This is a genomic window from Cryobacterium sp. TMT1-2-2 (assembly GCF_004403505.1).
In the GTDB taxonomy this organism is placed as follows: Bacteria; Actinomycetota; Actinomycetes; order Actinomycetales; family Microbacteriaceae; genus Cryobacterium; species Cryobacterium flavum.
The window spans coordinates 234843-250404 of sequence record NZ_SOGS01000002.1; the positions used below are offsets into that span (position 1 = coordinate 234843).

Genomic DNA, 15562 nt, shown 5'->3' on the forward strand with positions numbered 1-15562 from the left:
CATGTTCCTATTGGACGGCAGCGTGGTGACGAGCGCGAGTGACCTGAGCGCGGCATCCGTCTGCGAGTTTGCGTTTCTGCGCCGCATCGACGCGAAGCTCGGCCGCATCGACGCTGTGGTCGACCCGGTCGAGGCGATGTTGGAGCGCACCTCGCGGCTGGGCGACGAGCATGAGCACCGGGTGCTCGAGCGGTACCGGCTGGGCCAGTCTGTGGTCGAAATTTCCCGTCCAGAGCGGATGGCTCGCCCCGCTCTGGAGATTGCCGCCGACCAAACGCGGCTGGCTTTCGGCACGACCGCCGAGGTCATCTTTCAGGCCACGTTCTTCGACCCACACTTCGGCTCACCGACCGCAGACATCGCCTTTCTCGGATTCGCTGACTTCATCGTGCGCCAGGATGACGGCACCTGGCTGCTACAAGACACCAAACTGGCCCGGCACGCCCGAGTGACCGCGCTGCTGCAGCTCGCCGCCTACGCCGACCAGCTCGACCGCATTGGCGTACCAACGGCCGACTCTGTCGAACTGTGGCTCGGTGACGGGTCCGTGAGCGGGCATCCGCTCGCTGATATTCGCCCGGTGTACCGTAAACGCAGGCAGCGCCTGCTGCAGATCATCACGGAACGACTCGCCGACACCCAGCCGGTAGCGTGGGGAGACCCGCGATACACGGTCTGCGGACGCTGTACTACCTGTGAGGCCGAGGTGCAGGCGCACCGCGATCCCTTGCTGGTCGCCGGGCTGCGCCTGTCGCAGCGGGCGCGGCTGGCGGCCGGCGGCATTGGCACAATCGACGATCTCGCGGCGTTAACCGAAGACATCGACGGCATGTCGGACTCGACGCTCACCGCCCTGCGTACGCAGGCGCGGCTACAGCTTCAGGCGGTCCCCGGTACAGCTCCGCCGGTCGATCTGTACAACCCAGGGGCGCTGTCAGTGCTGCCAGAACCGAACCCGGGCGACATCTTCTTCGACTTCGAGGGCGACCCGCTCTATTCAGAGGGAAACGCGACCGAAGGCGACGCCCCTGACGGCTCGACCACGCAGTGGGGCCTGGACTACCTGTTCGGCCTGGTGCAGACCGACGAATCCTTTCACCCTTTCTGGGCGCACACCTGGGCCGAGGAGAAGGCCGCGCTCACCGACTTTCTGGCCTACCTCGGGAGGCGTCGAGCCCAGTTTCCTGGCCTCCACGTGTACCACTACGCCGCCTACGAGCGCACCCACCTGCTCAGCCTCGCCGCCCGGCACGGCGTCGGCGAAGACCAGATCGACCGGCTGCTGCGCGAGAACGTGCTCGTCGATCTGTACCCGCTCGTGCGCAAAACCATGCGCGTCGGGTCGCGCTCGTACTCGATCAAAAAGCTCGAACCGCTCTACATGGGCGCGGAACTGCGCGGCGGCGAGGTCACCAACGCGGCGGACTCCATCACCGAATACGCCGCAGCCCGCGACCTGCACGCTCACGGCGACCAGGTCGAGGCGCAACGCATGCTCGCCTCCATCGCCGACTACAACCGCTACGACTGCGTCTCAACGCTGCGCCTGCGCGACTGGTTGCTCACGCTGGCGCGCGGAGCGGGCATCCGCTCGGCCGGTGGCACGGCCGAAGCGGATGCCGACCCGCTGGAGCCGTCACCGGTGCGCGACGCCCTGCTCGCCCGCGCTGCGCCAACGACACCGCACACCCCGCGCAGCATCGACCAGACCGCGGCCGCCTTTGCCGCCGCCGCAATGGACTACCACCGGCGAGAGCAGAAGAGCTTTTGGTGGGGGCACTATTTTCGGCTCGAGTACCCGATCGATGAATGGCAGGACACCCGCGACGTCCTCGTCGTCGAAGGCGTCGACGTAGAGCGCGACTGGTTCCGAGAAGGTATGCAGCGCGTCGACCGTCGCCACCTCTGGTTGCGCGGTCGCCTGGCACCGGGCAGCAGCATTAAACCGGGCGACCAGGCTGGCCCGTACCTGCTCTACGAATACCCCGGACCGTTTGTCAACCCCGACAGTGCGGACGGCGCACGCGCCCATCGCACCGTCAAAGTGCTGGACGTCAGCGATGACGGCATCCTGATTGAAGAGACACTGCTCAAGGACACGGCTCGCTATAGCGACCGGCCGAGTGCCCTGGCACCCGCCGCACCGCCACGGCCCCTGCAGCAGAAACCCGCTATCGACGAGTGGGCCAAAGCTATCGTCGACGCCCAGCCCGGCTGGCCGCGCGACTCGATGGTCGATATTCTGCGTCGCACACCGCCGCGCACCGAAAGCGGGCACCTGGCCGCCACTCGGGCCGGCGGCAGCACCATCGATGCCGTCATCGCGACCCTGCTCGATCTGGATCACTCCTACCTAGCGATCCAGGGGCCACCCGGCACCGGCAAGACCTACCTCGGCGCATACGTCATCACCGCACTTGTGCAGCGGCACGGCTGGAAGATCGGCGTTGTCGCCCAGTCCCACGCGGTGGTGGAGAACCTGCTCGACGCCGTCGTCAGCGCCGGGCTCGAGCCGGCTCTCGTCGGCAAAGTCGCCAAGACCGGCGCCGATGCGGCGGAACCCGCCTACACCGTGCTGCCGAAAGACGGGCAACTTCTGTTCGCACTGGATCACACCGCGACGGGATTCGTCGTCGGCGGCACCGCGTGGGACTTCAGCAATCCGGCCCGCGTGCCACGACACAGCCTCGATCTACTCGTCGTCGATGAGGCCGGCCAATTCTCGCTCGCCTCCACCATCGCGGCCAGTGTCGGCGCCCGCAATCTGCTGCTGCTCGGCGACCCGCAGCAACTGCCGCAGGTCAGCCAGGGCCGGCATCCCGAGCCGATCGACCAGTCTGCCCTGGGCTGGGTCGCCGCCGGCCACGACGTGCTTCCCGCCGACCTGGGCTACTTTCTCGCCGAGAGCCGCCGCATGCACCCCGCGGTCACCGAGCCCGTCTCCCGACTGTCCTACGGCGGCCTGTTGCGCGCCGATCCGACTACGTCGACCCGCTTTCTTGTAGGAATTCGGCCCGGTGTGCACGCCGTGCCGGTCGTGCACACCGGCAATTCCATTTCATCAGCCGAAGAGGCGGATGCCGTCGTGGCACTCGTGCGCGGCGTACTCGGCCGGCTGTGGACAGACCCGACCATGGATCTTGTCGATGACCCCCTGACCGAAGCCGACGTGATCGTCGTGACTCCGTACAACGCCCAGATGGCTCTCGTACGTGAGGCACTAGCGGCTGCCGGCTACTCCACGGTGAGGGTGGGAACGGTCGACAAGTTCCAGGGTCAGGAGGCCGCCATTGCGATTGTCACCCTCGCGGCCAGTTCGGCCGATGACGTACCGCGCGGCCTGGGATTTCTTATTTTGAAGAACCGGCTGAACGTTGCCGTTTCGCGCGCGAAATGGGCCGCCTACTTGGTCTATTCGCCGGCGCTCACCGACTACCTGCCCGTAACACCAACCGGCGTCGCCGAGCTCAGCGCGTTCATCAGTCTGGTCGAGCCCGACGCGGGCTAAGCCTGCGGCGGCAGGTCCTTGATGATGTTCGTGATGCGAATCGTCGAGCAGCGCCGGCCGGCCTCGTCGGTGACTACGATTTCGTGCGTGGTGAGGGTGCGGCCCAGGTGAATCGGGGTGCACACCCCGGTGACGTACCCTGACGTCGCTGAACGGTTGTGTGAGGCGTTGATCTCAATTCCCACGGCGAGCTTTCCCGGTCCGGCGTGCAGATTTGCTGCCATCGACCCGAGGGACTCGCCGAGCACGACGTAGGCGCCGCCGTGCATGAGCATGGCCGGCTGCGTGTTTCCGGCCACCGGCATCCGCGCCACGGCCCGGTCTATGGTGAACTCGGTGAACTCCAGCCCCATCTTGTCGGCCAGATCTCCGCCGCCGCGCTGCTGAACCCAGGCGAGTGCGTCGTCAGTTGTATTGAACATGATCACCTTTGGTCGGGGGAGCCCGCGCGGGAAGACGCTTGTAGGCTAGGGGAGTGTTGGACTCCGAAAAGCCTACCCTGATGATCATCGACGGCCATTCCCTGGCATTCCGGGCGTTCTTCGCCCTGCCAGTGGATAGCTTCCAGACCCACGCCGGTCAGCATACGAACGCCATCCACGGCTTTCTGTCGATGCTGCTCAGCCTGCTGCGCAACGAGAAGCCGACCCACCTCGCGGTCGCGTTCGACATCTCCCGCGCCTCCTTTCGTACCAGGGAATACCCCGAGTACAAGGGCACGCGCAATGCGACCCCACCGGAATTCCTTGGGCAGATCCCGCTGTTGCAGGAAGCCCTCGCCGCGATGAACATCACCACCATCACCAAGGAAGACTTCGAGGCCGACGATATTCTCGCCACCCTCTCGGTCGAAGGCACCGCCGCCGGCTACAACGTGCTCGTCGTCTCCGGCGACCGGGATGCCATTCAGCTGGTCAACGAGACCGTCACCCTCCTCTACCCGGCCAGCCAGGGCGTGTCAGCCCTCACGCGCTACGACCCGGCTCGGGTGCGCGAACGCTATGGCATCGAACCCGAGCAATACCCCGATGTGGCCGCTCTCGTCGGCGAAACCAGCGACAATCTGATCGGCATCAGTAAGGTCGGCGAGAAAACCGCGGTGAAGTGGCTTGGCCTGTACGGCAGCCTCGACGGCATCCTGGAACACGCCGAGGAGATCAAGGGCGTCGTCGGCAACAACCTGCGCGAGCAGAAAGAGAACGCGATTCGCAACCGCCGACTCAACCGCCTGGTCACCGACCTGGACCTTCCGATGGCCGTCTCCGCGCTGGAACGCGGCGCCATGGACACCGACGCGGTGCGGGACATCTTCACCCGCCTCGAATTCAAGTCCCTCCTCGACCGGGTACTCAAGCTCGCCGGGGAAGACCCGGCCGTTGAAGCAACCGTTGCTGTCGTCGACGAGGTGCCCGCCATTCAGGCCCCCATCGCGCAGGACCTCCTCGACGAAGAGCTGCAGTCCTGGCTCGACCGTGCCACCGTGGCCCACCCGGCGGGCCTCGGTCTCACCGTTGAGGTGCAAGACGGCAAAGCCATCGGCTTCGGCCTGGCCAGCCCGACCGAGACCGTCAACCTGCCGTGGCAGCCGGGCCGCAAGGATTATGCCCCGCTCGAAGCGTGGCTTGCCAGTGCGGCTCCGAAGGTCATGAACGACGCCAAACACCAGATGAAGGCGCTGCGCCGCAGCGGTCTGCCCTTCAACGGTCTGGCCTTCGACACCCTGGTCGGCGCCTGGCTCATTCGCCCAGGCGGCCCCGATAAGACCCTGGCCGACCTCGTGTCGCGCTACCTTGATGAAACGTTGCCCGTCGCCGACCCCAATCAGCTCGTTCCCGACGAGGCCCAACAGGCCGGTGCCCCTGCCCAGGCGTGGTTTACCCTCCGTGTCTTCGCCGCCGTCGAGAAGGCCCTCGACCCCGGTTCGCTGAAACTGCTGATCGATATCGAACTGCCCACTCTGCTCGCCCTCGCCGACATGGAGCTCGCCGGCGTCAGCGTCTCGCATGAGCAACTCGCCGAGCTGTCCGCCGAGCTGGGTGCCAGCACGGCGAGCCTCGCCGCCGCCGCCTACGCCGAGATCGGCCGGGAGGTCAACCTCGGGTCGCCCAAGCAGCTGCAAGACGTGCTGTTCGAGCAGCTGGAGATGCCCAAGACACGCGCGAACAAGACCGGGTATTCAACGGATGCCGGCGCCCTCGCCGATCTGCAGGCCAGCAACCCGCATCCGTTCCTCGATCTGCTGCTCAAGCACCGCGACGCCACCAAACTGCGCCAGATCGTGGAAACCCTCGACAAGGCCATCGACACGACCGGCCGCATCCACACGACCTACGTGCAGATCGGCACCACCACCGGCCGGATCTCGTCGAACGACCCGAACCTGCAGAACATTCCGGTGCGCACCGAAGAGGGTCGACGCATCCGTGCCGCCTTCCAGGCCGGCCAAGGCAGCGAGAGCCTGCTGACCGCCGACTACTCGCAAATCGAAATGCGCATCATGGCACACCTCTCCGAAGATGCCGGGCTGATCGAAGCCTTCAACGCTGGCGAAGACCTGCACCGGTTCGTGGGTTCCCGAATCTTCGGCGTGGACCCCGCCGACGTGTCCGCCGAAATGCGCAGCAAGGTCAAGGCCATGAGCTACGGGCTCGCCTACGGGCTCAGCGCCTTTGGCCTGTCCAAGCAGCTTCGCATCGACACCAAAGAGGCCAAGCAGCTCATGACCGACTACTTCGAGCGGTTCGGCGCGGTGCGCGACTACCTTCGCAACGTGGTCGAGCAGGCCAAGGTCGACGGTTACACCGAGACCATCTTCGGGCGTCGCCGCCCGTTCCCCGACCTGGCCAGCCCCAAACGGGTACTGCGCGACAACGCTGAACGAGCGGCGCTCAACGCTCCGATCCAGGGTTCCGCGGCCGACATCATGAAGATCGCCATGAACGGTATCGCCGCTGACCTGACGGATGCGTCAATGGGCTCCCGCATGCTGTTGCAGGTTCACGACGAGTTGATCTTCGACGTCGCCCCGGGCGAATGGGATTCCCTGAGCCAGGTGGTCACCCACAACATGGAATCTGCCGCAGATCTGCTCGTTCCGCTGACGGTTCAGGTCGGCCGTGGACCCAACTGGGACGCCGCCGCCCACTAAATCACTGCGGTGTGACCGGCCAGTTTCCCCAATTGGGGGGTTCACGCCGAGCAGTCGTGTTCTAGGCTCGACGCATGACACATGACACTCTGCGCACTCCCACGGCCATCGACCAGATCGCTGAAGAGTGGGTGGACACCCTCGTCGACCTTGACCCAACGGTGGGTACCTACATCGGCCGCACCGAGGGTGATGGCCGCTACGGCGATTACTCCCCGGCGGGCCATGAACGCTTCGTCGCCGAGGCAAAGAAGACAATCGCCCAACTGGATGCCGCCCGCCCGGTTGACAGCATCGACGAGGTCACCAAGACCGACCTGCGGAGCGAGTTGTCGCTGGGCGTCGAGAGTTCAGACGCGCAGCTGCAACTGCGCGATCTCAACGTGATCGCCTCGCCGGCCCAGGAGATTCGCGACATCTTCGACCTCATGCCCACCAAGACCGTCGACGACTGGGCCAACATCTCAAGCAGGTTGGGCAACCTTCCGGCCGCCATCGACGGGTACATCGAGACGCTCCGGCTCGGCATCGAGCGTGGGGTGACCCCGGCACGCCGCCAGGTACGCGAGGTGCTCGCCCAAGCCCAGCGCCATTCCGCCAATGACGGTTTCTTCGCCGAATTCTCAGCGAACGCGTCGCTCGATAGCGGCACCCTGCCCGCTTCCCTCGCCAAAGACCTCGGCCTCGGCGCTCGCCGCTCGGCCACCGCCTACGACAAACTGACAACCTTCTTCCGCGACGAACTCGACGGCAAGGCCACCGACGACGACGCGATCGGCCGCGAGCTATACACCCTCGCCTCCCGCCGTTTTCTCGGTGCCACGATCGACCTCGACGAAACCTACGAGTGGGGCATCGAAGAACTCGCCCGCATGGTCGACGAGCAAGAGAAGGTCGCCGGTCAGATCAAACCCGGCGCGAGCGTACTCGAAGCCATCGCCTACCTCGACACCGACCCGAGCCGCAAATTGCACGGCACCCAGGCCCTGCAGGAGTGGATGCAGCGCACCAGCGACAAGGCCGTCGCGGACCTCGCCGAGACCCAGTTCGACATCCCCGACGAAATCAAGACCATCGAGTGCATGATCGCCCCCACCCAGGAAGGCGGCATCTACTACACCGGACCCACCGACGACTTCTCCCGGCCCGGACGAATGTGGTGGTCGGTGCCCGTCGGTGTGACGGAATTCGACACCTGGCGTGAGCTCACCACGGTGTACCACGAGGGTGTCCCCGGTCACCACCTGCAGATCGGCCAGGCCGTCTATAACCGGGCCAAGCTCAACACCTGGCGTCGGCAGCTCGCCGGCACCAGCGGCCACGCCGAGGGCTGGGCCCTCTACGCGGAACGCCTCATGGAACAGCTCGGTTACCTCGACGACCCGGCCGACCGTCTCGGCATGCTCGACGGCCAGCGGATGCGCGCCGCTCGCGTCGTGCTCGACATCGGCGTGCACCTGGGCAAGACCCGGCCCGACGGTTCCGGCCCGTGGACCGCGGACTACGCCTTCGAATTTCTCGGTCAGAACGTCAATATGAACGAGAGCTTCGTCAAATTCGAGGTCAACCGCTACCTCGGCTGGCCGGGCCAGGCGCCGTCCTACAAAGTCGGACAGCGCATCTGGGAGCAACTCCGCGATGCCGCGAAAGCGCGCCAGGGTGATGCCTTCTCGATCAAGGAATTCCACCGCACTGCCCTTGATTTGGGCGGCGTGGGACTCGACACCCTGCGGTCGGCCCTGCTGAAGTAGGGCATCCGCTGGAGTAGTCAGGCGAGAAGTCTGGTCAAGTTGCCTGCGGGGGAGTCTGGTGGCTAGGATAGAGTGTCACATTTGTGGCGCCCTATCCGCTGCCATGCGCGGAGCGTTCCCCGGGGTTTTTGTACCGCGGAACAACTAAAACACCTGAACGAATTTTTGCGTGTGGCCCGATTATGTCCATCCTGGAGCAACTACTACATGACAATCGCAACGACCGAACGGGCACCCAAGCAGGTCGCCATCAACGACATTGGATCTGCTGAAGACTTTCTTGCCGCGGTCGAAAAGACTCTGAAATTCTTCAACGACGGAGACCTCATCGAGGGCACCGTCGTGAAGATCGACCGCGACGAGGTTCTCCTCGACGTTGGGTACAAGACCGAGGGTGTCATTCCCTCCCGCGAACTTTCCATCAAGCACGACGTTGACCCCTCCGAGGTCGTCAAGGTCGGCGACCTGGTCGAGGCCCTCGTTCTTCAGAAGGAAGACAAAGAAGGCCGCCTCATCCTGTCCAAGAAGCGCGCTCAGTACGAGCGTGCATGGGGCGACGTTGAGAAGATCAAGGAGTCCGACGGTGTTGTCACCGGTTCGGTCATCGAGGTCGTCAAGGGTGGACTCATCGTCGACATCGGCCTGCGCGGCTTCCTTCCGGCATCGCTCATCGAACTTCGTCGCGTTCGCGACCTGACCCCGTACCTGGGCCAGGAAATCGAAGCGAAGATCCTCGAGCTCGACAAGAACCGCAACAACGTTGTGCTGTCGCGTCGCGCCCTGCTCGAGCAGACGCAAAGCGAAAGCCGCACCACGTTCCTCAACAACCTCCAGAAGGGACAGGTCCGCAAGGGCGTTGTCTCCTCGATCGTCAACTTCGGTGCGTTCGTCGACCTCGGCGGCGTGGATGGTCTGGTCCACGTTTCCGAGCTCAGCTGGAAGCACATTGAGCACGCCAGCGAGGTCGTCGAAGTTGGCCAGGAAGTCACCGTCGAGATCCTCGAAGTTGACCTCGACCGCGAGCGTGTCTCCCTGTCGCTCAAGGCAACGCAGGAAGACCCGTGGCAGGTATTCGCCCGCACCCACGCCATCGGCCAGGTTGCACCGGGTAAGGTCACCAAGCTCGTTCCGTTCGGCGCGTTCGTTCGCGTTGCTGAGGGCATCGAGGGACTCGTGCACATCAGCGAGCTGTCCGGCAAGCACGTTGAGCTCGCCGAGCAGGTTGTCTCGGTCGGCGACGAGGTCTTCGTCAAGGTCATCGACATCGACCTCGAGCGTCGCCGCATCTCGCTCAGCCTCAAGCAGGCCAACGATGGCGTCGACCCCGACGGCACCGAGTTCGACCCGGCCCTCTACGGAATGCTCACCGAGTACGACGACAAGGGCCAGTACAAGTACCCCGAAGGCTTCGACTCCGAGACCAACGAGTGGCGCGAAGGCTTTGACGAGCAGCGCGAAAAGTGGGAGCAGGACTACGCTGCAGCCCAGGCTCGCTGGGAAGCCCACAAGAAGCAGGTTTCGACCGCGAACGACGAAATCGCTGCCCCCAGCGACGTCGCACCGGCCGGCTCTGCCTTCTCGAGCGAGTCGGCTGGCGCCGGCACGCTTGCCGACGACGAAGCACTCGCGGCCCTCCGCGAGAAGCTCTCCGGCGGCAACTAGCAGCACAGCTTCACAGTTGCGCAGTAAACGGCGCAGGGCGGGCCGCATCCTTCGGGGTGCGGCCCGTTTTTTCGTACGACGTTCGCAAGCGGATGGCGGTCTCGCGACCGCGCGCAATATCCGTTGGTAATTGGTCAGGATCACGACCCACGGAACTCTTCGTGCTATACCTGATAGTGAGGAAACGTCCTCTTTTTGTCAGCATCACGACGAACAAAATTGTCGAACGGATGTGGATTTCCCTAGTTACAACCTGTTTCTGGTGGGAACGTGCACGACAGCTTCACAGCCCCATCGGAGAGCCCCATGAACACCTTTCACCCCGCAGACAGCGCTGGCAACAGGGTCGAAGACGATTCTCAAACCCCTGTGGCACCGTCGGGAAGTCAGAGCTTCACCGACGGTTCTGGTGCATCGTTGTCGGTTGAGGTGCTCAATGAAAGATTGCGCGACCAGCAGTTTTACACTCGATCGCTGATCGAATCAAACATTGATGCGCTCATGACCACCGATACCAAAGGCGTCATCACCGACGTCAATCACCAGATGGTGGCCGTGACCGGGCGCACCCGGGACGAACTCATCGGCGCTCCGTGCCGCAACTTCTTCACCAATCCGACGCGCGCCGACACCGCCATCGCTCGAGTGTTGAAGGAGGACCGGATCACTGATTACGAGCTGACGGTGCGATCCTTTGACGGCACGGAAACCGTCGTCTCGTACAACGCGGCCACTCTGCGGGATCGTGAGCGCAGAGTTCAGGGCGTTTTCGCGGCAGCCAGAGACGTGACCGATCGCAAAAAGTTCGAGCGCGCCCTCCTCGAGAAGAATTTAGCCATGGAGCAGGCGAATGTTGCCCGGGCCGAGTATCTGACTCGCGCGAAGGTCGAGGTGCTGACACCGCTGCAGGCGATCGTTTCTTCGGCCAAGGCGCTGAGCAGCGGGGTTGACGGTTTGTTGAACGAGGTGCAGCAACGCAGAGTCGACGGTATCTGCGCTGACACCGCCCACCTGCTGTCCTTGCTCAAAGAACTCATCAGCATGTCCACGGTTGAAACCGGCAACGTCGACTTCTACTATGAACTTGTCGCCGTGCACGGCCTGCTGGTCGCCAGCGCCGCGTTGGTCGATCAGAGCGGAGACCCCGCAGTTTCGGTCGCTGTCAACGGTACTGAGCAGGTGGGTGACTTTCCGCTCGACACCCACACCACCGGACAGATTCTGGCGGTCCTGCTGGGCAATGCCGTTATTGCCAGCAAGGGCCAGGACGTATCCGTGCAGGCGCGGATCGTGCCGCGCAGTTCCGTCGGCTTCCTCGACGGACATCGCCCACACTGGTCGTCACCTTTGCCAGAGTCCGGTTTTGCGGAGTTTCTGGAAATTCGAGTGACGGACTCCGGGGTCGGAATCTCCGAGGCGGATCTGCCTGCCTTGTTCCTTCCCCTGCGACACGGGGAATTCGACGCCGCGTGGAAGTCAAGCGGCAACGGCGTAGGCCTGGCCATGGTGAAGTTGCTGGCCGAGCTGCAAGAGGGCACGGTCGGTGTGGAGGGATCTCTGAGCGAAGGCGCAACCTTCGGCGTCTGGTTGCCGCGCCATGACCTGTCCGCAGCGACGGCCCAACCGTCGCCGACCGCGGAAAGCAATACTGAGCGAGCAGAGATCCGCCCGGGGAACTCCGATGCATCATTCGAACCAGAACGGGCAGAGTCCGACGCCGGCCGCGAGCCCGAGAACGACAATGGCGACGCGCTGCTTCAACACGCCACGCAGGATCTGATCGCGGCGGCCAATGCTGACTCGAATGTCGACCGTCAGGGTCTCTCGCAGACAGTCGCGGGTTTGACCGTCCCGAGCGGAAGCCCGACGGCGTTGGTGGTTGAGGACGACGCCAAATCCGCCAAGCTCGTTCGGTTGCTCCTGGAAGCAGAAGGCTTCCAGGTGATTGCAGCGGCAAGCGGCGAGGAGGCGCTCGATCTCGCACAGGGAGTGCCGCTAAGCCTGATCACCCTCGACGTGCAGCTGCCGGGAATGGACGGCTGGAAGTTTCTACTGAAGCTCCACGATTCTCCGGAACTGGCCTCCATCCCCGTCGTGGTCATTGCCGGATTGGCCGACATGAGTATGGCATTAAGTCGCGGTGCCGCGGCTGTGCTCGAAAAGCCGCTTCAGCGGGTCGAATTGCAGAACTCGCTCACCCTGCTTGGGTTACGCCCTGACCGGGCACATACACGGTGCATCCTCATTGTCGATGAAGACCGCCAAACCGTCGACCAGGTCACTTCGTATTTGGAAGAGCCGGCTTACCGCGTCGAATCCTCGTCGTCGGGCGAGGCCGCCATCTCTGATGCGCTCAAGTTGACGCCCGACCTGATTCTGATCAATCTCATGATGGAGCACCTCGGCGGGTTCAAGATTGTGCGGGCGCTGCAGGACCATGCCAGTACTCAGTACATTCCGGTGCTGGTCCTGTCGGCGGGAAAGATCACCGACGATGAACAGGACACGATCGACAGCGACCCGGCCCAGCCCGTCGTGACAATGAACAAACCCGACTTCAATCGGGACGCGCTCCTGGCAGAGATCAAACGGGCTCTCGACTGAGCGGATGCTCCCTGAGCCGTCCGCGGGCGAACCAGATAGTCTGACGGGATGTATCTGATTGGGCTGACCGGCGGAATCGCCTCGGGCAAGAGCACCGTAGCACAGCGGCTCAGTGAGCTGGGCGCCGTCGGGATCGACGCCGACCGTCTCGCCCGCGAAGTTGTTGAACGCGGCACCCCGGCACTGGCGGCGATTGCTGAAGAGTTCGGCTCCGACCTGTTGCTGCCCGACGGCAGCCTGAACCGGCGGGCGCTTGGCGCCATCATCTTTACCGACCCGGTGCGGCGAGAACGGCTGAATGCCATCACGCATCCGGCGGTGCGACAGCTCACCCGCGATCGGGTGGCCGAAGCCGCTCTGGCTGACCCGCACGCCATCGTCGTCTACGACGTTCCGCTGCTGGCCGAAGCCAAGGCCGGCGGCCTGGTCACGTTTGACGTGATCGTCGTCGTGCACGCGGATGCTGCCACCAGAATCCAGCGCATGGTGGACCTGCGCGGCCTGACCCGCGAGGACGCGACCCATCGCATCTCGGCGCAGGCCAGTGACGCAGAACGTCTGGCCCTGGCCGACGTCGTGATCGACAACACGGGTGGCCTCGACGCGACACTGATTCAGGTTGACGCGCTCTGGGAGGGCGTGCTCACTGCCGAGGCCGACAAGAGTGCGGCGAGCGCCGGCATCCGCTCGCAGGGGTCGAGCGCGCAAAGCTGAGTGTCAGACCCCCTTTGTAGAATGGAAGCATGGAACCCACGCGCTCTGTGAATCCGTTTGAAGTGGTCAGTGAGTACACGCCGAGCGGCGACCAGCCGGCGGCGATCGCCGACCTGGCTGCCCGAATCAATGCCGGCGAAACCGACATCGTGCTGCTTGGTGCTACCGGTACCGGTAAGTCCGCCACGACGGCCTGGCTGATCGAGCAGGTGCAACGCCCGACGCTCGTTCTGGCCCACAACAAGACCCTCGCGGCGCAGCTGGTCAATGAGTTCCGCGACCTCATGCCCAACAACGCGGTCGAGTACTTCGTCTCGTATTACGACTACTATCAGCCCGAGGCCTACGTTCCGCAGACCGACACTTTTATCGAGAAGGACTCTTCGATCAACGAGGAAGTCGAACGATTGCGGCATTCCACCACCAACTCGTTGCTGAGCCGCCGGGACGTGATCGTGGTGTCGACGGTGTCGTGCATCTACGGTCTCGGTACGCCGCAGGGCTATCTCGATGCCATGATCGCCCTGCAGGTCGGTCAGAAGGTCAGCCGCGACTGGTTGGTGCGCAAATTTGTGGCCATGCAGTACAAGCGCAACGATGTCGATTTCTCGCGGGGCAATTTCCGGGTGCGCGGCGACACGATCGAGATCATCCCGATGTACGAAGAGCTCGCCATTCGCATCGAGATGTTCGGCGACGAGATCGAAGGCCTGTACAGCCTGCATCCGCTCACCGGCGATATCGTCAAGAAGCTCGACTCGGTCTCGGTGTTTCCTGGCTCGCACTACGTTGCGAGCGATGACGTCATGCGTCGGGCGATCGGGACCATCGAGATCGAACTGGCCGAACGCCTTGAAGTGCTCGAACGTGAAGGCAAGCTGCTCGAAGCCCAGCGACTGCGTATGCGCACCACCTTCGACCTCGAGATGATGGAGCAGATCGGATTCTGCTCCGGCATTGAGAACTACTCCCGCCACATCGATGCGCGCGAACCGGGGGAGGCCCCGCACTGCCTGCTGGACTATTTTCCCGACGACTTTCTCATGGTCATCGACGAGTCGCACGTGACCGTGCCGCAGATCGGTGCCATGTATGAGGGCGACTCCTCGCGCAAACGCACCCTGGTCGACCACGGCTTTCGACTGCCGAGCGCGCTCGATAACCGTCCGCTCAAGTTCAATGAGTTCAAGAATCGGGTCGGCCAGACGGTGTACCTGTCGGCGACGCCCGGCAAGTACGAGATGGGCATTGCGGACGGTATTGTCGAGCAGATCATCCGCCCGACCGGCCTGATCGACCCGCAGATCATCGTGAAGCCGAGCAAGGGCCAGATCGACGACCTGCTCGAAGAGATCAAGAAGCGCACCGAACGCAACGAGCGCGTGCTGGTCACAACGCTCACCAAGAAGATGGCCGAGAACCTTACCGACTTTCTCACTGAGGCCGGCGTGCGGGTACGTTACCTGCACTCCGATGTCGACACCCTGCGCCGGGTCGAGTTGCTCACCGAACTGCGCGCCGGCATTTACGACGTACTCGTCGGCATCAACCTGCTGCGTGAGGGCCTCGACCTGCCCGAAGTGTCGCTCGTCGCCATTCTCGATGCCGACAAGGAGGGTTTCCTGCGCTCGGCGACGTCCCTTATTCAGACGATCGGGCGTGCCGCCCGTAACGTGTCCGGCGAGGTGCACATGTACGCCGACCGGCTCACCGCCTCGATGGAGAAGGCGATCGACGAGACCGACCGTCGGCGAGAGAAGCAGGTTGCGTACAACACCCTGCACGGCATCGACCCGACCCCGCTGCGCAAACGCATTGGCGACATCACTGAAGCGCTCGCTCGCGAGGAGGCCGACACCGCCGAGCTCCTGGCCGGCCGCGATGCCCGGCGCAAGACGTCGACGCCCAACCGTCGGGTCGGCCTAGCCGCCAACGGTGCCAACGATCTGGAGTCGATCATCGCCGACCTTAACGGACAGATGCTCGAGGCCGCCGGAGAGCTCAAGTTCGAGCTCGCCGCCCGTCTGCGCGATGAGCTCTCTGAACTCAAGCGCGAACTCCGCCAGATGGAGAAGGCCGGCCACCTGCAGTAGCCGCCGGTCGCACACCCCTCGTGGCACGTGTTTGGGAAGCTGGCACTGGTTCAAACACGTGCCAACTTCTCAAACGAGTGCC

8 protein-coding genes are annotated in these 15562 nt (G+C 63.9%); 7 read left to right on the plus strand and 1 reads right to left on the minus strand.

What is annotated here, in order from left to right; genetic code table 11:
• The first annotated feature begins 1 nt into the window (after position 1).
• Positions 2 to 3508, plus strand: a complete 3507-nt coding sequence (locus tag E3T35_RS01295) for a bifunctional RecB family nuclease/DEAD/DEAH box helicase (RefSeq protein ID WP_134377666.1) — start codon at positions 2 to 4, stop codon at positions 3506 to 3508.
• Here E3T35_RS01295 and E3T35_RS01300 read toward each other — a convergent pair.
• A complete protein-coding gene (locus E3T35_RS01300) occupies positions 3505 to 3930 on the minus strand; it encodes a hotdog fold thioesterase (RefSeq protein WP_134344004.1) in 426 nt (141 codons plus the stop codon). The genes E3T35_RS01295 and E3T35_RS01300 overlap by 4 nt on opposite strands.
• A 53-nt stretch (positions 3931 to 3983) precedes the next feature.
• Here E3T35_RS01300 and polA point away from each other — a divergent pair, with 53 nt between their 5' ends.
• The 6 genes from polA (at position 3984) to uvrB (ending at position 15480) form a co-directional block, all read left to right on the plus strand.
• Positions 3984 to 6656, plus strand: coding sequence for a DNA polymerase I (polA, locus tag E3T35_RS01305; RefSeq protein WP_134344003.1), 2673 nt, complete (start codon positions 3984 to 3986; stop codon positions 6654 to 6656).
• Between the two features lie 74 nt (positions 6657 to 6730).
• Positions 6731 to 8407, plus strand: a complete 1677-nt coding sequence (locus E3T35_RS01310) for a DUF885 domain-containing protein (RefSeq protein WP_134377667.1) — start codon at positions 6731 to 6733, stop codon at positions 8405 to 8407.
• A gap of 207 nt (positions 8408 to 8614) precedes the next feature.
• Positions 8615 to 10069, plus strand: a complete 1455-nt coding sequence (gene rpsA, locus E3T35_RS01315) for a 30S ribosomal protein S1 (RefSeq protein WP_092107815.1) — start codon at positions 8615 to 8617, stop codon at positions 10067 to 10069.
• Positions 10070 to 10375: 306 nt separating this feature from the next.
• The gene (locus E3T35_RS01320; RefSeq protein ID WP_134377668.1) at positions 10376 to 12673 is read left to right on the plus strand and encodes a response regulator; all 2298 of its coding nucleotides are present in this window, start codon (positions 10376 to 10378) and stop codon (positions 12671 to 12673) included.
• Between the two features lie 48 nt (positions 12674 to 12721).
• Positions 12722 to 13387: a dephospho-CoA kinase gene (gene coaE, locus E3T35_RS01325; protein WP_134377669.1), complete on the plus strand. Its 666-nt coding sequence runs from the start codon at positions 12722 to 12724 to the stop codon at positions 13385 to 13387.
• Between the two features lie 29 nt (positions 13388 to 13416).
• Entirely contained in the window at positions 13417 to 15480 is a 2064-nt protein-coding gene (gene uvrB, locus E3T35_RS01330) for an excinuclease ABC subunit UvrB (RefSeq protein WP_104129934.1), read from the plus strand.
• Positions 15481 to 15562 lie beyond the last annotated feature (82 nt).

Bases quoted from the DNA above. Each gene is read 5' to 3' on its own strand.
- E3T35_RS01300 (WP_134344004.1), bottom strand. From the start codon at position 3,930: ATGTTCAATACAACTGACGACGCACTCGCCTGGGTTCAGCAGCGCGGC.
- coaE (WP_134377669.1), top strand. From the start codon at position 12,722: ATGTATCTGATTGGGCTGACCGGCGGAATCGCCTCGGGCAAGAGCACC.
- E3T35_RS01320 (WP_134377668.1), top strand. From the start codon at position 10,376: ATGAACACCTTTCACCCCGCAGACAGCGCTGGCAACAGGGTCGAAGAC.
- rpsA (WP_092107815.1), top strand. From the start codon at position 8,615: ATGACAATCGCAACGACCGAACGGGCACCCAAGCAGGTCGCCATCAAC.
- E3T35_RS01295 (WP_134377666.1), top strand. From the start codon at position 2: ATGTTCCTATTGGACGGCAGCGTGGTGACGAGCGCGAGTGACCTGAGC.
- uvrB (WP_104129934.1), top strand. From the start codon at position 13,417: ATGGAACCCACGCGCTCTGTGAATCCGTTTGAAGTGGTCAGTGAGTAC.
- E3T35_RS01310 (WP_134377667.1), top strand. From the start codon at position 6,731: ATGACACATGACACTCTGCGCACTCCCACGGCCATCGACCAGATCGCT.